This is a genomic window from Streptococcus oralis (genome assembly GCF_026782375.1).
Taxonomy (GTDB): Bacteria; Bacillota; Bacilli; order Lactobacillales; family Streptococcaceae; genus Streptococcus; species Streptococcus oralis_CL.
The window spans coordinates 85260-104870 of the sequence record NZ_JAKUWJ010000001.1 but is presented as its reverse complement, the minus strand read 5'-3'; the positions used below and the strand labels follow the sequence as shown (position 1 = coordinate 104870).

General features: G+C 41.0%; 18 protein-coding genes and 1 pseudogene. 1 reads left to right on the top strand and 18 read right to left on the bottom strand.

Features of this window, described 5'->3' with window-relative positions; translation table 11 throughout:
- Position 1 precedes the first annotated feature (1 nt).
- The 9 genes from MK409_RS00540 to pbp2b all read right to left on the bottom strand — a co-directional run bounded on the left by MK409_RS00540 (position 2) and on the right by pbp2b (position 10252).
- On the bottom strand, positions 2–673 hold the full coding sequence (locus MK409_RS00540) for a YggS family pyridoxal phosphate-dependent enzyme (RefSeq protein WP_268704952.1): 672 nt from the start codon (positions 671–673) through the stop codon (positions 2–4).
- A 3-nt stretch (positions 674–676) separates the two neighbouring features.
- The gene (gene ftsZ / locus MK409_RS00535) at positions 677–1933 is read right to left on the bottom strand and encodes a cell division protein FtsZ (protein ID WP_268704951.1); all 1257 of its coding nucleotides are present in this window, start codon (positions 1931–1933) and stop codon (positions 677–679) included.
- Positions 1934–1949: 16 nt separating this feature from the next.
- The gene (gene ftsA, locus MK409_RS00530; protein WP_000196346.1) at positions 1950–3320 is read right to left on the bottom strand and encodes a cell division protein FtsA; all 1371 of its coding nucleotides are present in this window, start codon (positions 3318–3320) and stop codon (positions 1950–1952) included.
- A gap of 217 nt (positions 3321–3537) precedes the next feature.
- Positions 3538–4242, bottom strand: a complete 705-nt coding sequence (locus MK409_RS00525; RefSeq protein WP_268704950.1) for a TIGR02206 family membrane protein — start codon at positions 4240–4242, stop codon at positions 3538–3540.
- An 88-nt stretch (positions 4243–4330) separates the two neighbouring features.
- Complete coding sequence (locus MK409_RS00520; protein WP_268704949.1) at positions 4331–4942, bottom strand: NUDIX hydrolase; 612 nt, start codon at positions 4940–4942, stop codon at positions 4331–4333.
- The gene (locus MK409_RS00515; protein WP_268704948.1) at positions 4929–6302 is read right to left on the bottom strand and encodes a UDP-N-acetylmuramoyl-tripeptide--D-alanyl-D-alanine ligase; all 1374 of its coding nucleotides are present in this window, start codon (positions 6300–6302) and stop codon (positions 4929–4931) included. Before MK409_RS00515 ends, MK409_RS00520 begins: the two co-directional genes overlap by 14 nt.
- 83 nt (positions 6303–6385) lie before the next feature.
- Complete coding sequence (locus tag MK409_RS00510; protein ID WP_049479411.1) at positions 6386–7429, bottom strand: D-alanine--D-alanine ligase; 1044 nt, start codon at positions 7427–7429, stop codon at positions 6386–6388.
- Between the two features lie 173 nt (positions 7430–7602).
- On the bottom strand, positions 7603–8199 hold the full coding sequence (gene recR, locus MK409_RS00505) for a recombination mediator RecR (protein ID WP_083977801.1): 597 nt from the start codon (positions 8197–8199) through the stop codon (positions 7603–7605).
- 10 nt (positions 8200–8209) lie between these two features.
- Positions 8210–10252, bottom strand: a complete 2043-nt coding sequence (pbp2b, locus tag MK409_RS00500; protein ID WP_268704947.1) for a penicillin-binding protein PBP2B — start codon at positions 10250–10252, stop codon at positions 8210–8212.
- A 255-nt stretch (positions 10253–10507) separates the two neighbouring features.
- Between pbp2b and MK409_RS00495 the strand changes: the two genes are divergently transcribed.
- Positions 10508–11359 (top strand): MurR/RpiR family transcriptional regulator, encoded by an 852-nt coding sequence (locus MK409_RS00495; protein ID WP_268704946.1) that lies wholly within the window; start codon positions 10508–10510, stop codon positions 11357–11359.
- A 291-nt stretch (positions 11360–11650) separates the two neighbouring features.
- Here MK409_RS00495 and MK409_RS00490 read toward each other — a convergent pair whose 3' ends face one another.
- From MK409_RS00490 to MK409_RS00455, 9 genes and pseudogenes are all read right to left on the bottom strand, one after another.
- Positions 11651–12415: a class I SAM-dependent methyltransferase gene (locus MK409_RS00490; protein ID WP_268704945.1), complete on the bottom strand. Its 765-nt coding sequence runs from the start codon at positions 12413–12415 to the stop codon at positions 11651–11653.
- Between the two features lie 166 nt (positions 12416–12581).
- Positions 12582–12644 (bottom strand): annotated as a pseudogene (locus MK409_RS08975) (resolvase); the annotation flags it as partial.
- Between the two features lie 120 nt (positions 12645–12764).
- Entirely contained in the window at positions 12765–13649 is an 885-nt protein-coding gene (locus MK409_RS00485; protein WP_061454364.1) for an ROK family protein, read from the bottom strand.
- A gap of 17 nt (positions 13650–13666) precedes the next feature.
- Complete coding sequence (locus MK409_RS00480) at positions 13667–14584, bottom strand: dihydrodipicolinate synthase family protein (RefSeq protein ID WP_268704944.1); 918 nt, start codon at positions 14582–14584, stop codon at positions 13667–13669.
- A gap of 170 nt (positions 14585–14754) precedes the next feature.
- Positions 14755–15399 carry a YesL family protein gene (locus MK409_RS00475; protein ID WP_268704943.1) on the bottom strand — a complete coding sequence of 215 codons (645 nt, stop codon included), beginning with the start codon at positions 15397–15399 and terminating at the stop codon, positions 14755–14757.
- A 20-nt stretch (positions 15400–15419) separates the two neighbouring features.
- Positions 15420–15872, bottom strand: a complete 453-nt coding sequence (locus MK409_RS00470; protein WP_268704942.1) for a YhcH/YjgK/YiaL family protein — start codon at positions 15870–15872, stop codon at positions 15420–15422.
- Positions 15873–16316: 444 nt separating this feature from the next.
- The gene (locus MK409_RS00465; protein ID WP_070696207.1) at positions 16317–17156 is read right to left on the bottom strand and encodes a carbohydrate ABC transporter permease; all 840 of its coding nucleotides are present in this window, start codon (positions 17154–17156) and stop codon (positions 16317–16319) included.
- Positions 17157–17171: 15 nt separating this feature from the next.
- A complete protein-coding gene (locus tag MK409_RS00460; RefSeq protein WP_001209416.1) occupies positions 17172–18038 on the bottom strand; it encodes a carbohydrate ABC transporter permease in 867 nt (288 codons plus the stop codon).
- Positions 18039–18256: 218 nt separating this feature from the next.
- Entirely contained in the window at positions 18257–19585 is a 1329-nt protein-coding gene (locus MK409_RS00455; protein ID WP_049537111.1) for an ABC transporter substrate-binding protein, read from the bottom strand.
- Between the last annotated feature and the right edge of the window lie 26 nt (positions 19586–19611).

Sequence of the window (19611 nt, the reverse complement as noted above, 5' to 3'; positions counted from 1 at the left end):
CCTATTTAAAAAATGCTGTACCGATTCGAACAAAGGTTGAGCCGGACTGAATCGCTTCTTTAAAATCACGACTCATTCCCATGCTTAGCTCCGTCATCGGCATATTAGGGATTTGTTTTTCTCTAATTTCTGCTTGCAGAGCCTGCGCATCCTTGAAAATTTCTTTCAATTCATCACTGTCTGCCTCAAAAGGAGCCATGGTCATTAAACCAACATACTCAATCTGATCTAACTTAGCCAATTCTGGCAAAAGTTCTAGCAATTTTTCTTTTGAAAACCCATGCTTGCTTTCTTCCCCAGAAATATTGACCTGCAAGAAACACTTGATAACATGATCTGTTCTCTTTTGAATTTCCTGGGCTAACTTCAGGGAATCTAAAGCATGAAAGTAATCCACAAATGGGATTACTTCTTTCACTTTCCGTCTCTGTAGTGTTCCTATTAAGTGCCAAGTAACTGGGTAATCTTTCAAGGCCTGATATTTTTCTAAAAATTTATCGACTCGGTTTTCACCTATATGACGGACACCAAGCGGAAGCAAGGCTTCCGCTGTTTGTACATCTACATACTTTGTCACTGCGATTACTGAAACAGCATCTAGAGCACGGTTGGCTTCTTGACTAGCATCAGCTATTTGCTGAAAAACTAATTCAGTATTTTTTTTCAAATTCATTGATTAACGATTTTTGAAGAATGGAGGTGTATCCAATTCATCTTCATCTTGTGAAACTGGTGTTTCGAAGCGTTCTACTGGTGAAACAACTGGATCTGTTTGGCGACCAATAGACTCACGACGCAAATCCCAGTCTCCAAAAGCAGACGCTTGGTTAGTTTCAAAGCGACGTGGGCTTGATTTAGGCAATTCTGCTGTCTCTTCCAAGTCGAATTGACGGTCAAATGTGTGTGCTTGAGGAGCTTTAGTTGATGGACGTCCAACTGGTTGGTTGTTACGAGCTCCAACTACTTTTTCCACGCGCTCTTGACGAACACCTGTCGCTACAACTGTAACACGGATTTCATCCTTCATGCTTTCGTCAATTGATGTTCCAAGCCAGATGTTTACACCTTGGCCAGCTGCTTGGTTGACAATTTCTGAAGCTTCTTCTGCTTCAATCAAGGTCAAGTCAAGACCACCAGTAACGTTGACGATGACATCCTCTGCACCATCGATAGTTGTTTCAAGAAGTGGAGAGTAAATTGCTTTACGAGCTGCTTCAACAACACGTTCTTCACCACTACCGATACCGATACCCATAAGGGCATTCCCTTTGTTGGCCATTACAGTTTTCACGTCAGCAAAGTCAAGGTTAATCAATCCTGGGTTCGTGATCAAGTCAGTGATACCTTGAACACCTTGGCGAAGGACATTATCTGCTTCGCTAAGAGCTTCAAGAAGTGGCGTTTTCTTATCAACAATTTCAAGCAAGTTGTTATTAGAGATAATCAACAAAGTATCAACATGCTCGCGAAGTTCGTTGATTCCTTCTACAGCGTACTGGCCACGTTTGCTTCCTTCAAATCCGAAAGGACGAGTCACAACACCGACTGTAAGGGCTCCAAGATCTTTAGCAATACGTGCGATCACTGGGGCAGCACCTGTTCCAGATCCTCCACCCATACCAGCGGTGATGAAGACCATGTCTGCACCACTGATTGCTTCCGTCAAAGCTTCTTCGCTTTCTTCTGCAGCCTTACGTCCAACTTCTGGACGACCTCCAGCACCCAAACCACGAGTCAATTTTGGACCAAGTTGGATAACTGTTTCTGCTTTCGTACTGCTAAGGGCTTGTACATCAGTGTTGGCTGCGATAAATTCTACACCAGCAACACCTTCGTCAACCATGCGGTTGATGGCGTTACCACCACCACCACCGACACCAATTACCTTAATAACTGCGCCTTGAGCTGCTGCTGTATCAAATGAAAATGTCATAATTTCTTATCCTCTTTTATTCATCAAACATGCTTCCGATCAAACCACGGAAACGTTCTGTTAGCTTCGGTTTACTTTGAGAACTTGCTTGGAATTCTTCCTTGGGAGCAACTGGAGCTTCCTGCACGGTTTCAGCTGGAGCTGTTTGTGCTGGACTTGGTTGCGCTACAGGATTCAAACGTTGATTTGGAATGCCAAAGTTGATTGGTTTTTGACGAAGGAATTCATCTCCTTTAACTGCTTTTTGAGCAAGAAGATTGACTTCCGTCAATTTACCAGCAAACTCAGACAAGCTAATCACGTGCGCAAATGCAGGGTTGCGAATTCCAACTTGATTTGGTACATAAAGTTTTACGCGAACACCAAATACTTCTTGGGCTAATTCAACAATTCCTGGCAAAATTGCATTTCCACCGATAAGGACGATACCTCCTGGCAAATCTAACAAGTGTCTTCTTTCAAGCTCTTGTTTGATTTGGTCAAAGATATGTTTGATGCGTGCAGAGATAATTTCTGCCAAGTAGCTTTCTGTTACTTCAACAGGTTCTACTTCACCAATTACTTCAACTTGGAAAGTTTCGTTACTTGCTAGTGGAACGTAAGCTTCACCATAGTTCAATTTCAAACTTTCTGCAATTTTTTGAGATGTTTTCAAGACTTTAGAAATGTCTTTAGTAACGTAATCTCCACCTTCTTGGTAGATGTTAGTGAACTGCAATTCTTGGTTACGGATAGTCGCTACAGTAGTCTGACCTCCACCCATGTCAATGACAGTCGCACCAAATTCACGTTCGCCTTCATTGAGAACGGAGTTCACAATTGCCAAAGGTGAAATAATCACATTATCAACATGAATGCCTACACGCTCAACTGTCTTGCGAAGATTGTGTAGAATCGTACGAGGACCTGTGTAAAGCAGACCACGCATTTCCAAGCGAACACCCATCATACCACGAGGGTCACGGATGCCTTGGAATCCATCCACGATGAATTCTTCTGGAATAAAGGTAATCACTTCACGGTCAGGAGTCATGCTCTTTGTCAAAGCTGATTTGACAACATTTTCAACATCTTGATCTGTGATTTCTTTAGTATCTGAAGTTACAGGAATCATTCCTTGTGTTGGTTCAACCTGCAAGAGGTTTGCTGGAAGGCCAACGTTAACAGACTTAATAGAAATACCCGCTTTCTCTTCTGCCTGTGTGATTGCAGATTTAATTGCTGAAGCAGCTGCTTCAATATCAACAATAATTCCGTCTTTTACACCTTTACTTTTGGCATTACTAACACCAATTACATTTACTTCGCCATCTCTATGCTCAGCTACTAGCACTTTAATCGAGCTAGTTCCGATATCTAAGCCTGTAAAAAAACCATCTCTAGTCATTACATCGCATCCTCTCTGTCTTCCAAGTTTCTCACTTCTATTTAATAACTATGTTTGGGCATAGCTATTCACAGAATATTATAACACAAAATATCTTATTGTGCTTAGATTTTGATAAATTTCCTAGTCATTTTTTCACTTTTTATTTCTATTTTTTTATCTTAACAGCCTTACTTTAAAAAAAGTATCGTTTTTTACAAAAAAAGAAAGCTTAAAATTAAGCTTTCTTCACAAGTATTTTTTCTGCTTTCTGCTCTAAAAAAACTTCTAATACTTTCTTGGTCAAACTAATAGCTGTAGCTAATACCAGCGACACAATCAGGTAATTGGCCACTAAGCCATGATCACCAACCAATGGTGGCTTTGTCAAGAATCCATAATCTCCTCCAGTCACTAAATTAACCACAAAAATCAGAGCATTAAGTGAGAAGGTTAATAAAACAATCCCCTTAACATCCAATAATCGAGGGTCATAGTGTCTAAATAAATAAACCAAAGAATTTCCTAGAAGAGCTAGGTGACCAAAAATGAAAGACAGGATGGCTATGTGGGGAAAAGGATAGGCATCGGGTACTGGATACACAAAAGCCGCAAGCGTTCCAAAGATTCCAAGTAGAGAAAAATATTGCTTGTATTTTGACTTACCAGGAAGTAATAGCACTACAAACATCGCCATACGACAATGATAAAATGGTAAACTTTCTGAAAGCGGCATGTGATTTCCCCAGTACCAACTATAGAGAAGAATCAACTGGACAGCTTGTAAAATTTGGAAAAAACGTTGATAGACTTTTTTATCGTAATAGCGATAAGAAGTGTAGAAGGTCAACGCTAATAACGAAAATAAACTTACATACCAGACAAGGTCAAATTGAGGTGGTTCTGTGGCTTTCGTCGTAAAGAAAATATCCCATAAATTCATTTAATATTCCTCATTATTTCAAAATCTTCTCACATATTATACCATGTCAATCGAAAAAAATGAATTCAGAAATACGATAATAATCTTCTTAGTCAAGATATTGCTCTCTTTGTCCTTGATGAATTTGCCAAAGAATCTCCATTTGTTCTTTTGTGATGCGTTTTTCAGATAAGACTGGCAATTGGTCAATGGCAAAAAATTGAAGCTCAGCAATTTCTTGATTTTCTTGAAATTGTCCATCAAGAAGTTGACATTCAAAGACAAACTTTGCATATTGTTTGCTCTGTAGTTGGAAACGATTGGTATCAAAAACTGCAAGTAACCTTTCAGCTTTTGCTGTAAAGCCGGTTTCTTCTTCAATTTCTTTGAGAATATTTTCGGTTGGAGAGTAGCCGACTTCACCAAAACCACCTGGCAAAGCCCAACTATCCTCTCCTTTTCCTCTAACTAAACATACTTTTTCATCCTCAACAATCCAAGCACGGACGTCCATCAGAGGAGTTGCATAAGCGGATGTTGGTTTCAAGACTTCTGCCACTTCTTCTGCATCGAGGTCTGATACCTGATTCAACATTTCAGATAACAGGATTCGCAAGTCCTCGTAACGCTCGCGGTCGAAAGGATCTTTTGTAAAGGTTAATCCAGTATCCGTAATGGCTAGCATTCTTTGCAGATACTTGGTAAAATCACTTGCATTCATTTTCTAAACTTTCTACCAGCTTGGCTAGATTCATGGAGTTAGAGCCTTTAAGCAAAATTTGGTCATTGGCACCGAGGCTTTCCTTAACCTGCTTGACTAGGTCTTCAAATTGGTCCTCGTCAGCTGTTTTTTTGAAGTAGAAAACGTGACCGATTGGGAACATTTGACTGGCAAGTTGGCTTAATTCCGCAATGTCTTCTCCGTAGAAAATCACGGTATCCAGCACATCTGGTGACAGACTCAAAATCATCTGGTTATGGAGTTGAACAGACTGATCGCCGAGTTCCTTCATGTCCGCTAAGACAGCGATTTTCTTGCCCCCTTCATTAGCTGGAATGGCAGAGAATGTCTCCAAAATCAACTTCATAGCAGTTGGATTAGCATTGTATACGTCAGACAGAATATCTGCTCCATTGGCTGCTTTCTTCCACTCAGTACGATTGCGGGTCAATTCTAGGTTCTGAAAGGCCTGATGAATTTGCTCCTCTGACACTCCTTCTTGAAGAGCCACATAAGCAGCAATCATAGCATTGGTGGCATTGTACTTACCTGTCACTGGCAAATCGAGGGCTTGCTCCAAGAAATTGGCCTTAAAGGTCAGACTATTCTTGCGCTCAACCAAGTCTGTGATTTCCAGCTCTGCTCCTGGCCCAAAACGAACCACCTTTTTATCTGTAGGCAAGTAGTCCTCTACAATCGAGTCAGCTGGTGCCAGAAGCAAAGAACCTGAAGCCATACCATCTGCAATCTGCATTTTTCCTTTGGCAATCTCAGAACGGTCTTTGAAAAAGGCCAAATGAGCCTCTCCAACCAAGGTCACAATGGCTGTCTTAGGATGGGCCAATTCTGACAAGAGATGGATATCTCCCAAGTGATCCTGCCCCATTTCCAAGACCAATTTTTCAGTATCATCTGGCATATGAAGAACTGTGTAAGGAAGACCAATCTCGTTATTGTAATTGCCCTGAGTTTTGTAGGTCTTGTAGGTTGTTGATAATAAATGTGCCAACATATCCTTGGTCGTCGTTTTTCCATTTGAACCCGTTACGGCAAAGACATCAACAGCCGTTTTCTCAAGATAGTAGGCGGCTAGTTGTTGAAAGGCAATCAAAACGTCAGCTACTAGAATGTAGGGATGATTTGCAACCTCTTTCTCAGACAAGGTTACTGCTGCACCATTTTCAAAAGCTGTTTCGATAAAGTCATGACCATCGCGCGCACCTTTGAGTGGCACAAACAAATCACCTGTCCCAATCAAACGACTGTCAAACTCAGCTTTTTCTATCTGGGTGTCCTCAAAGATGCTGACATCATTTTTAGCCCCAACAGCTTGGGCAACTTCATGGATTGTTAATTTCATTTCTACTCCTTTAAAAAGGGTTGAAGTCCGAGAACTCGACTCACCTTGCAGTGATAGTTCCGGCTTCTACCCTCTCTTTCATTTTATAGCAAATGCGCTTCGCGCTTGTCAAAACTTTGCTTAGCAAGGTCAACCAAACGCTCGATTAGTTCTGGGTAGCTGATTCCCATATTGTCCCAAAGTAGTGGATACATAGACCACTGGGTAAAACCTGGCATGGTATTGAGCTCGTTTAGGAAAATTTCGCCCTTATCTGTATAGAAGAAATCACAACGAGACAGACCGAGGCCACCAATCGCACGGAAGGCAGTTTCTGCATTTTGACGCATGATAGCTACCACATCATCACTGATTTTAGCCGGGATATCCATGGTAATCTTGTTATCGATGTATTTGGCATCATAGTCATAAAAGGCAACATCCTTAACCACTTCACCAGGAAGCGTGCTCTTAACATCGTAATTGCCCAAAAGACCAACCTCGATTTCACGGGCATTCACCCCTTGCTCTACCAAGACACGGCTGTCATATTGGAAGGCAAGTTCCAAAGCTTGGCGGAGTTCTTCTTGATTTTCAGACTTAGAAATACCGACACTAGAACCCATGTTTGACGGCTTCGTGAAGACTGGGTAAGTCAATTTTTCTTCAACTTCAGCGATTTTAGCAGTCACATCGTCCCCTTCGACGATAGCCACATAAGGTACTTGGGCAATCCCGACAGATTCTAAAACACGCTTGGTCGTGATTTTATCCATGGCAAGACTAGATGACAAGATATTGCAGCCAACATAAGGCATTTTCAAAACTTCAAGGAATCCTTGAACAGAGCCATCTTCTCCCATAGGACCATGAAGAACTGGAAAGACCACTGCACCTTCTTCATAGATGGCACTTGGCGCGATTTTCTTGTTCCAGTCAATAGTCGCATTGGTCATGAGACGATCCTCTTGACCTGGAGTCTGGCTAAATTCTTGTGTTTTGATAAAGTCACCTGACTGGCTGATGAAGAAAGTCTTGACTGTAAAACGGTCGTAGTTGACCGCACGCATAACACTTTCAGCTGAAAGGACAGAGACTTCACGCTCTGCACTACGCCCACCATATAAAAGAATAATCGTTTGTTTCATATTGCTTGTCCTAATTCTAATAGAATACTCGTTCTTTAGTATATCATATTTGCTTCTTTTTTGAAACTTGAACATGGTACTAGAATTCAAGAAACATAAAAGAGACCTATAACATCAAAGTCGGTCTCCTTAATTTTCTTATGAATGAATTTAGTTCGTAAATTTGTCTACTCCTACAACTCTGTCCGATTTTCAATGGCTCGTAAGAGTGTGACTTCATCCGCATACTCGATATCTGCTCCCACGGCCAGGCCTCGTGCTAGGCGAGTCACCTTGATACCAGCTGGCTTAAGGAGACGAGAGAGGTACATAGATGTCGCTTCCCCATCAGCCGTCGCATTGGTTGCCACGATCACCTCTGAAACCTCGCTATCCATGAGACGGGTCATGAGAGTCTTGAGATTGATATCATCTGGGCTGATACCATTCATCGGAGAAATGAGGCCGTGCAAGACATGATAGAGTCCGTGGTATTCCTGGATGTTTTCCATAGCAGCCACGTCGCGACTATCTTCTAGCACCAAGATAGTTGTCTGGTCTCGAGTCGGATCCGTACAAATCGAGCAAGGGTCATCATCGGTCAAACGACCGCAGATGGAACAATAGGTTAGTTCCCGCTTAGCAGACAGGAGATTTTTGGCAAATTCATTGACATCGTCATCAGACATTCCAATGGTATAGAAGGCTAGGCGGGTAGCCGTTTTAATCCCGATACCTGGTAACTTTGAATAGCTATCAATCAGCTTGGCAATAGGTGTTGGATACAGCATAAGTCCCTTTCTAATTCATTGGATGGTGTTGGTGATAAAGATTGATAATATCGCGTGCAATCGAAGGTCCGACACCGTTTGTTAGGTTGGTGTTATGAGGAAAGACGACTGCAACTGCGATTTGAGGATTTTCGGTCGGTGCATAGGCGACTGCGTTGGTATTGTTGGCTTTTTGACCACCATTAACGTAACTTTCGGCAGTACCCGTTTTCCCGCTGATGGATACGGCTGCGCCATTTGAAAAGGCACGACCAGTTGTCAGAGCACTCGTTCCATGCGAAACTTGATAGAAACCTTGCTGCAAGATAGCCATATCTGATTCTGAAATATTGACCTTGTTCAGTTCCTTAGTGGCTGTTTCTTGAACCAGACTACCTAAGCCACCTTGGTCATTGTTTCCATAAACCCCTTCAACGATGTGAGGAGCTAAACGCACACCATTGTTTGCAATGGTTGCGACATACTGGGCTAACTGCATAGGTGTGTAGTTATCAAACTGACCAAAGGAATTATTGATATAGTTCCCCAAATCAAATTCTTTTGGCGTAAATCCTGTGGATTCATCTGGAAGGTCAATCCCTGTTGAAGCTCCGAGTCCGTATTCCCCAAAGGTTGATCTCAATTTGCCCATTGCAGTCTCTAACTGTCCCGTTGCGGCCACCATGTTTGGTGTGTAGGTCTGTCCCATGATTCCTAGAGCAGTTTGAACCATATAGGCATTAGAAGAGTACTCTAGAGCCTCAACTGCTGTGATAGGGAAAGAGCCATAGGACAAGGTATACCATGAATTGATAGGGGCCGAACCTTGGAAAACAATCGGTTGGTCTGTCAAGGTTTGATTACCTGACAAGACTCCGTTTTCCCAACCAGAGCTGATGGTCGCCGCCTTAACGACAGAACCTGGCACAAAGACGTTGGTTATCGTTCCAAGCGAATCTGAACTTAATTTACCGGATTCGACATCATGCTTGACACCTGACATGGCCAAAACTGCTCCGGTTTTAGGATTAAGGGCTACGGCGTAAACCCCTTCAGAGTATTTAGCTCCACCGTTACCCAACTCTGAGTTGAAGTAGCTCTTGAGTAGGTCATCCACACTATTCTGGAAAGCTAGGTCAACCGTTAACTTGATATTGTTTCCTTTGCTTCCTTCTTCGACATTTTCCACACTTTCCATATTTCCGTGTTTGTCGAGGTGGATTTCCTTGACGGAGCGTTTGCCTTGAAGAACATCTTCATATTGCTTTTCAAGATAGGAAGTCCCCACTCGGTCATTGAGAGAATACCCTTTTTTGAGATAAGCATCAACTTCCTCTGCTGGAAGTCCTGACTTTTCATTTGAAACACTACCAACGATTGTTGATAAAGATGTATCCAGTACTTTACGATCCCATGAAGTTGAAATGCTGATACCTGGTAATTCCTTGGACGCTGATGCAACGAGAGCAACTTGGGTATCATCTAAGGCATCCGTAGAAATGGTACCCGTCGCAAAATTTTCAACAGCATTGAGCTGACTAAAGAGATAGATTTCCTTTTTCTGGTCATCTGTATAATTAAGTTGACTCACGTCAATGCTTTCAACCGCATTATTGTAAAGTGTCGCTTCCGATAAGCGATTTCCATCTGAATCTAGGCGTTTGTCACTTGGAAGGGCCTCGACTGTCTTCTTGTAGATTTCTTGGTCAGCTAAGTAATAGTCCGCAATCTGACGGTCTGTGAGTTCAGGGGAAGTGACATTCACATAAGTAAGCAGTTTTTTAGCCGTCTCCTTTAACTCTGCTGCCGTCATCTTATTGTTTCGTGTGAAAGAAACAACTTGCTTGAGTGTGTTTTCTACCAAGGGTTTACCTGTTGCATCGTAGATTTGACCACGAGCCGAACTGGTTGTCACCCTAGTCTGGCTGGCTGATGCCAACTTTGCTTCATAGAAGTCTTTATTCAGTACCTGCATGTATAACAATCGACCAATAATGGCCATAAAGAGCAGAATGACAATCGCAAACAGTAAATTAAGCCGAATCGGAATCGAATGGCTATTGAATTTTCTCATACAACTAAGACTCTTTTCTAGAAAATTACAGATCTTCCGGATAAATCTCAGCTAAAAAATACTAGGATTTGACCGAAGACCAGTACTTTTCATTGTACCATATTTTATGGAGAAACTCTTGGAAAAGTCTATCTCTTTTTTGAGATTTCATCCAAAACGCCTTTTTATTTGGTTATCCTACCTTCTATGATATAATGATAGTAATAGTTAGGGAAGCGTCAACTTTTAAGACTTTGACTCATAAAAAGGAGCCTCATGAATAAGCCAGATATCGCAACCATAATCGACCTCCATTTTGAAGAATTAACCGAGCTGGAGCAAGAAATCGCTCACTATTTTTTGCAGTCTGATACGATCCAAGATGATCTTTCTTCTCAGCAAGTTACCCAAAAATTACATATCTCCCAAGCAGCTCTGACTCGCTTTGCCAAAAAGTGTGGTTTTACAGGCTACCGAGAATTTGTTTTTCAATACCAACACCAAGCTAGTAAACAGGACATCCATTCACACATACACAGTCCCTTGACCAAACGTGTTTTGCGAAGCTACAGCATCATGCGAGAACACACGCAGGATTTGATTGATGAAGCGCAGCTTGAACGAGTTGCCCAGCTAATTGATGATGCTGAACGGGTTTACTTTTTTGGGACGGGAAGTTCTGGTCTGATTGCCCGTGAGATGAAATTGCGCTTTATGCGTCTAGGTGTTGTCTGTGAAGCTTTGACCGATCGGGATGGCTTTGCTTGGACGACCAGTATCATGGATGAAAATTGTTTGGTGCTAGGTTTTTCCTTGTCTGGCACTACCCGATCCGTCCTCGATAGTTTGCTGGATGCCAAGGATATGGGTGCCAAGACCATTCTCTTTACCAGTTCTCCTAGCAAAGACTGTCAGGCCTACACCGAAACAGTCCTAGTCGCAAGTCATAGCCAATCTTCTTACATCCAACGTATTTCTGCTCAACTGCCTATGCTCTTTTTAACAGATTTGATTTATGCCTACTTTTTAGAAATCAACCGTGAGAACAAGGAAAAAATTTTTAATAGTTATTGGGAAAACAAAAAGCTCAACGGCTATCGTAGACAAAAACGCGCTAGAAAATCCTAGTTTGGTTCAACCAAACTAGGATTGTTTTGTTTTGAAATGATAATAGGCCCATAGGTGGTCTCTTGTATCTGTTTCTTTGTACCAATACTTTTTTATCTATGTTTTTCAGTTCTTCCTTAAATTCTCCTTATCGTTTTTGAATGTTTGACAACAAAAAGGAAGTATCGGCTATCCGCTTTTACTTCCCCTCTATAATTTTATTTAGTTGTTTTACTTCGACAAACTGAGATTTAGATTTTAACCCTTAAGGAAAATAAAATGAGCTATTCTTCAGAAGTAGGTTCTAAAATATCATAGTTTAATGCAGAGTGTAGCGATGTAGTCATTTCCATAACGTGATAATCTATGTCTTTTATCACACGATTCATAAAAATCAATCATGGCGAGACCATTTTTAAGTTGTCCTCTGATTTGCGTTTCTAAGGTATGGCTAAATTCATAGCCATACTCTGGATTTATCGTTATCTTGCCTTCCTCTTCAAGCTCTCTTGAATTAAAAGGTAGTGAAAACTTTAACAGTAATTCCTCATCAGGTTTGTCCCATACATTGTCAGCATCATACATGTATATCCAAGGATTTATAAATCCAACCATTAACAGACCACCCTTTTTCAATACGCGAGTAGCTTCTTTATACATGTTTTCTAAATCCTCTATATATGTATTTGAAACTGGATTAAAAATAATATCAAAGGTTTCATCTTCAAATGGAAATGGTTTTGTCATATCGCCTTGAACTGTATTGATTTTTAAGCCTTCTCTTTTAGCAACCATCTCATCTCTTTGTAATTGTGATTTAGAAAAATCCATGATAGTGACATCATAACCTTTTGCAGCAAAAACTGGACCCTGCTGTCCGCCTCCACAAGCTAAACCTAATATCTTTTTCCCCTTGGCTTTTTCAAACCATTCTTTTGGAACTTTTTTCCCAACAGTTAAGGCAACAGAAATTGGATGTTTTCTAACTTCTTCTAATTCTTCATGTGTCAATGGCTCAGTATAGTCATTTTTTACATTATTCCATCTATCTTCATTTAATTTTATATAATTGTTCATTTTATCATCTCCTCGTAATTTTATATTATTTCGATTTCAGGTGAATAGGTTGCCATTGCATTTTTCTCACCTATACAAATTCTAATTTATCAATTTTTCGTCCATCTCATTATATCACTTTTCCACATTTTCCCATTTACTCAAGCTAAATATCAATTAAATGGTTGATAGAATTGCTCTCGCCTTGTAGCTCATCATCTCGCCTTAACCTTTCATACAAGGCGGTTATTTTCTCCTAGTTTCTCACGATTACCTGCTTTGGCTCAAATTTTTCAATAAAAAAGAATTAAGCAAAACATTTTTCACTCAAGTAGTGATTAAGTGTTTTTCTTAATTCTATAGTTCCAAACTAGGATTGTTTTGTTTTGAAATGATAATAGGCTCCCAACATCCCTGCTGTATTTTGGTGATGGGCAAATTCTAATCGTGTTTTTTCAGCTAGGCTTGGCACCAAGGCCACCTTCAATGCTGTGCGGATCTTTGGTTTGAGAATAGCCTCTTGCCCCATGATACCGCCACCGAGAATGACCACTTCCGGATTGGCCACGTAGCAAATATTTGCCAGACCTTTTCCAAGGTAATCTACCATGCGGTCAATGCCAGCCATACAGATCTTGTTTCCTTCGGTAGCTTCCTTGAAAATGCGTCGGCCATTCCACTGATCAACTGGATCACCATGAGCTGCTGCTACATATTCTACCAAAGCTGTCGTTGAAGCCAAGTCTTGGAAAGCTCCATCCTGCATATGCATATAACCGACTTCGCAAGCTGAGTTGCTAAATCCATGAAAGACTTTCCCATCCATAATCAAGCAACCACCGATACCTGTTCCAATGGTCAAGCAAAGTGTCACACTCGCTCCCTTTCCTGAACCAGATACTGCCTCAGCAAGACCTGCGCAGTTGACATCATTTTCAATTTCGCAAGGAATCGCAAAACTCGTCTCAATTTCCTTCTTGAACTGGGTTCCAGCATAGTTGGGAATCTGAGGACCAGCATAGAAGATTTCACCCTTTTCTGGATCGACCATTCCCGCTGAAGAAATGGCAACACCTGCTACTGGGCCTTTTTCTAAATAGCTGGAAACGATATCTTTTGTCTTTTGTAAGATATGAGGACCACCCTTATGCGCCTCAGTTGGCATTTCATGCGATTCAACAAGTTGGCCTTCTTGGTCAATCAAACCATATTTGATGTTGGTTCCACCAATATCAATTGCAACGTAGTGTGTCATAAATACCTCCTTATGGATTAGAGGAAGCGCTCCTTGGTTTCACGAATCAATTGAGCAGCTGCTTCTACAACTGGGCGATCTTTTTCGATTACTGGCGTCAATGGTGAACGAACTGAACCGATATTAAGTCCTTCATTGATTTTTAAAACTTCTTTGATGACACAGTACATATTTCCATGTGTAGCAGTCAATTTACCAATGATTACGTTGATAGCATACTGCAATTCACGGGCTGTTTCCAAGTCTTTTTCAGCAATCAACTCATTGAGTTTCAAGAAGAGTTCTGGCATAGCACCATATGTACCACCGATACCAGCTTTAGCACCCATGAGGCGTCCTCCTAGAAACTGTTCATCTGGACCGTTAAAGACGATACGGTCTTCTCCTCCAAGACTGACAAAGGTTTGAATATCTTGAACTGCCATTGAAGAGTTCTTAACACCGATAACACGAGGATTCTTCAACATTTCAGTGTAGAGACTTGGAGTCAAAGCAACACCTGCTAACTGAGGAATATTATAAATTACGTAGTCTGTGTTTGGAGCTGCAGCACTAATGTCATTCCAGTATTTAGCAACTGAGTACTCAGGAAGACGGAAGTAAATAGGTGGGATTGTTGCGATAGCATCTACTCCCAAGCTTTCCGCATGGCGAGCAAGTTCCATACTGTCTTTAGTATTGTTGCAAGCTACGTGAGCAATGATTGTCAATTTGCCCTTAGCAACTGCCATGACTTCTTCCAAAATCAACTTGCGATCCTCTACGCTTTGGTAGATACATTCACCAGAAGAACCGTTGACATAGAGACCTTGAACTCCCTTATCAATGAAGTATTGAACCAAGGCACGCGTACGCTCTGGACTGACTTCTCCTTGATCATCATAACATGCGTAGAAGGCTGGAATGACACCTTCGTATTTTTTCAAATCTGACATAGATTTTCTCCTAAGATTTCTTTTTTCTGCTGAGAGCAGTTCTATTCTTTACAAGTTTAGTATACACCTTGTGAAAATCGCTTTCAATATCTTGTATACACTTAGATTTTAGTTTCTACTTGTATTTTAGAAACTGTAACGATTGAAAGTAGTTTCAGAAACAAGCCATCCTACTGGTATTTGTTGAAGATTTTCTCCATCAAACCTGCTTGGAGAAAGACTAGCAAACCAAAACCAAAGAGGATAAAAGCTGACACACCCAAAAGGAGAGTGAATGCGGATAGATAAAGAACCATCACAATGAGAAAGAGAATGGCTAACATGAGGAAGAACCACGGAAAGTTAAAACTTGCCAAGATAAGACCTTTTTGCAGCACTTCTTTCCAAGACAAATCATAGCGCGCAGCGATGGGATAACTAGCCAGCATCACGAGAGTGAGGAAGATGAGAATCCCCAAACAAATAGCTTTCACAATCTGGAAAGGCAAAGCTGTCTGGCCCCAGAAGAGATAGAGGTCTAGAAGGCTTAATGACACAATGCCCAACTCTAGCAAACCTAACTGGAAACCCAGTTTCAGATTTTGCTTGAATGCTCTCAGATAGGTTCTGAAAACAGGTACTCGCCTGCTTCTTTTAATCTCAAACATGGTTTGGTAGAGGCTGATTTTAGCCACTCCGATCGTCACGATGGGCAAACAAGAGACGACAAAAAGAAGATTGACTGTGACGATATCCAAGACCTTCTCACTGAAACGCATGAGAAAATTATCTGTATCAAATGCTGCCTTGATAAGGCTTACTCCTTTTTGTGCCATGTTTGCTCCTCCTGATTCTTTTAATCAATCAAAATTTTAAAGAGATATTTGCGAACTTTTTCTTCCATCCCTGCGTAGCCATTTGGCTGGTGAGGTTCTCCTGGGAAGAAAATCGCAAAATTGTGGTAGCCCAACAAGAGTGGGTAGCGTTCATGACAATGGACAAAACCAATGTCACTCGCTTCATCGAATGCTACCGCCTCATCTTTGATACGTGAACCGTAGCTCGAATATTCATGTCCTTCTACCAGTAAATGCAAATCTGCATAGTGTTTATGGTGCTCAAATTGATTATTTTCAGCTTGATTGAGGACATTTTCCTGCACAACTAGAAAGACCTTGTCCCCGTCAATCTCATACTTACCGAGTTCGAAAGAATCCTTACGGTGCTGATAGAGATAGTCGATAGCCTTGTCTAGATTGGGATGAATCCCTTTGTAAAAGGTGATGTTTTTCAAATCGTCAAAAATCATACTGTTTCCTTCGTTTCTGATAGTTCCTATTTTTCAGTTTCGAATGTTTCTTTTTCTATTTCCCTGTAATAGTGTGGACGCAAGCAAATTCCTTCGGAATTTCATTCCTAATTTTTGAGCCTGTTGCTCTTTCATCGTCAGTCTCAAAAATTCCGTCTAAGATAAGCGTAAGATGCTTATCTTAGATACCACTATAGCGGGAAATACTTACCATAAAACGAACCTACTCTAACTAGTATCATGAAAAGAGCTCATTCTTAAGTTTATAAGTGTCTGACAAAATCTCTATGGCATACAAATACCCAACATTTTGTAGACACTTATAACTCTGTATTCTCTTATACTCAATGAAAATCAAAGAGCAAACCAGGAAGCTAACCGCAGGCCGTACTTAAGTATGGCAAGGTGATGCTAAAGTTGTTTGAATTCGATTTTCGCAGGATCTTATCCTTTAACAGCTCCCATAGTAATCCCTTGAGTGAAGGATTTTTGGAAGACAAGGAAGACGGTTACGATTGGCACGGCTGCAAGAGCTGCACCAGCCATGATCAAACCATAGTTGGTTGCCATTTCGGCCTGCATGGTCGCAACCCCGAGTGAGATGGTCAAATTTTGACGTGAAGTCAACATAACCAACTGCATGAAGTAGTCGTTCCAAGTATTGATGAAGGTAAAGATTGCAAGGGCTGCAAATCCTGGCTTCACAATAGGGAAGGCTACGCTCCAGAAGGTACGAATCTCACCACAACCGTCGATTTTAGCTGACTCAAGCAATTCTGTTGGAATATTTTCACTGAACTGTTTCATGAGGAAGACCCCGAATGGCCATCCAATCAAAGGCAGGATAACTGCCCAAAGAGTATCGTGAATTCCCATGAAGTTGACGATACGCACCAATGGTACAAGGACAACTTGTTTTGGAAGAGCCATGGCAGCGATAAAGACTGCAAAGAGAATGCGCTGGCCATAGAAACGTTTTTTAGCTAGTACATAACCTGCTAGAGAAGAGGTTGCGCAGACTAGGAACATGGTTACCAGTGAGATAAATACAGAGTTCCACATCCACTGCATAGCAGGGTTTTGCACCATGAGTTGTTGGAAGTTCTCCATGGTTGGCATTTTAGGGAACCACTGTGGCGGAATCATAATGGTATCAGGCTGTGATTTGAAGGCCCCTGTCAAAATCCAGTAGAATGGAAAGATGAACAGCACGGTCAACAAGAGCAAGATAATCGTTGAAATAACAGTGAAAGCTGTTAAGGGTTTCTTTTGTGTAGATTGCATAGCTGTCTCCTTTCTTTAGTATTCTACGTCGTTTCCAAGTACTTTAAATTGAACAAAACTTACGATCGCAATCATAATTGCCAAGAAGACACCGATAGTGTTTGCATAGCCGTATTCTGTTAATTGGAAGGCTTTTTCGTAAAGGTAGTACATCAAGGTACTTGTTGAGTAGTTTGGACCACCAGATGTCAAGAGCTGAATCAAGGCAAAACATTGGAATGAGTTGATAGTCGTAATGATTGCGATGTAAAGTGTTGTTGGAAGAAGGCTAGGCCATTTGATCTTCCAGAAGACTTGAAATTCAGTCGCACCATCAACACGCGCTGCTTCAACTAGTGAGTTATCAATATTTCCCATAGCTGCGATATAAAGGATAATCGGTTGACCAACAGATGTTGTCAAAAGGATGATCATAATCGCTAGCAAAGCCCAGTTTTTATCACCCAACCAAGAAATGTTTTGGCTGATGATATGACTTGACTTAAGAACAAAGTTTAGAATCCCTGATAGTGGGTCATAGATCCATTTCCATACAACCGTTACGGCAACACTACCTGTTACAACCGGTAGGAAGAAGACGAAACGATAGAAAGAACGGGCAATGGCATTTTGATGATAGGTTTGAGATGCTACAAAGAGCGAGAAGAGAACTACAATCGGAACAGATCCAATAACCAGGATAACGGTATTGATCAAAGACTTGGTAAAGACAGGATCTTTAAACATACGAATGTAGTTGTCCAAGCCTACAAACTCAAATTTCGTCATGGAGTAGTTAAAGAAACTTGTAATGAATCCCATAATCATAGGAGCCAAGACAAAGATTACAAAGAAGAATAATACTGGTGCTAGGAAAGCATAGGAAATCACTGTTTCCCGCATGCGAATTTTATTGACTTTCACAGTCGGCACCTCTCTTTCAAATAGAATATTTTTTGATTTTCTTAAACTGTTTTAAAATCAAAATGAAATTTTTTAAGATTCGCTTATGTAAGAACTTCATTTTAATTTCGTGACAGTTCCTACCATTTCAAACAAAAGTCCCCCTTTTCTTACACCTTAGTGCACAGGGAAAAGGGGGAATCAATCTGACTTAGTGCTTATTGTTTTGTAGCTTTTTTGATTGTTTCGTTAGCTTTTTCAGTGAAGGTTTTCAAAGCATCCGCTGGTTTTTCGTCACCATTAGATACAGATTGCAACATTGGGAACCAAAGTGTTCTCATTTCAGCAAATCCATCGATAGTGTTGTAGTATGGTGAGTAGTATTTAGTCCAGCCACTGATTGTTTCCATACGTTTGTCTTCATAAAGTTTGCCAAATGAAGTACGAACTGGGAAGGCACCTGTACGAACAACGTCTTTAGGACCCCATTCTTTGTCATCAGCGATGAATTGAACGAATTTCTTAGCAGCTGCGATTTTCTTATCGTCTTTGTTGTTAAATACTGCAAATCCGTTTACAAGGTATTCAAGAGATGGTTTACCAGAGTCTGATGGGAATGGTACTTCTACTACATCTACCTTACTTGCTTCCAAGAGTTTCGCTTGGATACCGTTTTGAGCTGGTGCCCAAAGGATTGTGTATGAAGTTTGACCGTTAGCAAAGTTTTGGATGTCAGCTCCACCGTCAAATTGTGAACCATTGTTCAACAAACCGTCTTTGATCCAGCTAGCAGCTTTTTCAAGACCTTTGACGAATTTAGGATCGTCAGTTGTATATTTCGTTACTTTTTCATCTGTTACAGAACCGCCATAAAGGTTTGCAATGAAAGCACGTGTTCCTTGGTCTCCCCCTTGACCAGAACTGAACAATGAACCTGGAGTGTAGCCTTTATCTTTAAGCGCTTTCAATACTTTTTCAAAGTCATCAGTTGTCCAACCTTCTTTTACAAGGTTTGCAACTCCAGCATCTTCCAACATCTTCTTGTTCATTGCCATGTAGAATGGTGCTGAACTGATTGGATACATGTAGGCTTTGTCTCCAGCCTTACTTGCTTGTACGATGTTTTCGTTGTTCACATCTTTGACGAATTCGTCTGTGAAGAGGTCGTTCAACTCAGCCAATTTACCATTTTTACCGTATTGGATGATACGTCCTGGTGCGTCAAAGAGTACGTCTGGCGCTGTTCCTGCTTCGATAGCTGTTGTGATCTTTTCTGGACCTGACTTAAAGTCGATGGTTTCCAATTTCACTTTTACATCTGGATTTGCTTTTTCAAAAGCTTCGATGATTGATTTTTCATAAGTTCCAACACCGTCACCAGTTTTTTCTTGTGTGAAGACTGGGAATGCCCACCAAGTGATTTCTGTTTTTCCGCTATCGCTACCAGAATTTGCAGCATCTTTGCTTCCACCAGAGTTACCACAAGCAGCAAGGCCAAGAATCGCAGCACCCGCAAGTACTGTACAAGCTAGTTTTCTAAATTTCATCTGTATTCTCCTAATTTATAAGCGTA

Bases quoted from the DNA above. Each gene is read 5' to 3' on its own strand.
- MK409_RS00540 (WP_268704952.1), bottom strand. From the start codon at position 673: ATGAATTTGAAAAAAAATACTGAATTAGTTTTTCAGCAAATAGCTGAT.
- MK409_RS00490 (WP_268704945.1), bottom strand. From the start codon at position 12,415: ATGAACAATTATATAAAATTAAATGAAGATAGATGGAATAATGTAAAA.
- MK409_RS00470 (WP_268704942.1), bottom strand. From the start codon at position 15,872: ATGATTTTTGACGATTTGAAAAACATCACCTTTTACAAAGGGATTCAT.
- MK409_RS00495 (WP_268704946.1), top strand. From the start codon at position 10,508: ATGAATAAGCCAGATATCGCAACCATAATCGACCTCCATTTTGAAGAA.
- MK409_RS00510 (WP_049479411.1), bottom strand. From the start codon at position 7,429: ATGAAACAAACGATTATTCTTTTATATGGTGGGCGTAGTGCAGAGCGT.
- MK409_RS00465 (WP_070696207.1), bottom strand. From the start codon at position 17,156: ATGCAATCTACACAAAAGAAACCCTTAACAGCTTTCACTGTTATTTCA.
- MK409_RS00455 (WP_049537111.1), bottom strand. From the start codon at position 19,585: ATGAAATTTAGAAAACTAGCTTGTACAGTACTTGCGGGTGCTGCGATT.
- MK409_RS00520 (WP_268704949.1), bottom strand. From the start codon at position 4,942: ATGAATGCAAGTGATTTTACCAAGTATCTGCAAAGAATGCTAGCCATT.
- ftsZ (WP_268704951.1), bottom strand. From the start codon at position 1,933: ATGACATTTTCATTTGATACAGCAGCAGCTCAAGGCGCAGTTATTAAG.
- recR (WP_083977801.1), bottom strand. From the start codon at position 8,199: ATGCTGTATCCAACACCTATTGCCAAGCTGATTGATAGCTATTCAAAG.
- MK409_RS00480 (WP_268704944.1), bottom strand. From the start codon at position 14,584: ATGTCAGATTTGAAAAAATACGAAGGTGTCATTCCAGCCTTCTACGCA.
- MK409_RS00460 (WP_001209416.1), bottom strand. From the start codon at position 18,038: ATGCGGGAAACAGTGATTTCCTATGCTTTCCTAGCACCAGTATTATTC.
- MK409_RS00515 (WP_268704948.1), bottom strand. From the start codon at position 6,302: ATGAAATTAACAATCCATGAAGTTGCCCAAGCTGTTGGGGCTAAAAAT.
- ftsA (WP_000196346.1), bottom strand. From the start codon at position 3,320: ATGACTAGAGATGGTTTTTTTACAGGCTTAGATATCGGAACTAGCTCG.
- MK409_RS00485 (WP_061454364.1), bottom strand. From the start codon at position 13,649: ATGACACACTACGTTGCAATTGATATTGGTGGAACCAACATCAAATAT.
- pbp2b (WP_268704947.1), bottom strand. From the start codon at position 10,252: ATGAGAAAATTCAATAGCCATTCGATTCCGATTCGGCTTAATTTACTG.
- MK409_RS00475 (WP_268704943.1), bottom strand. From the start codon at position 15,399: ATGGCACAAAAAGGAGTAAGCCTTATCAAGGCAGCATTTGATACAGAT.
- MK409_RS00525 (WP_268704950.1), bottom strand. From the start codon at position 4,242: ATGAATTTATGGGATATTTTCTTTACGACGAAAGCCACAGAACCACCT.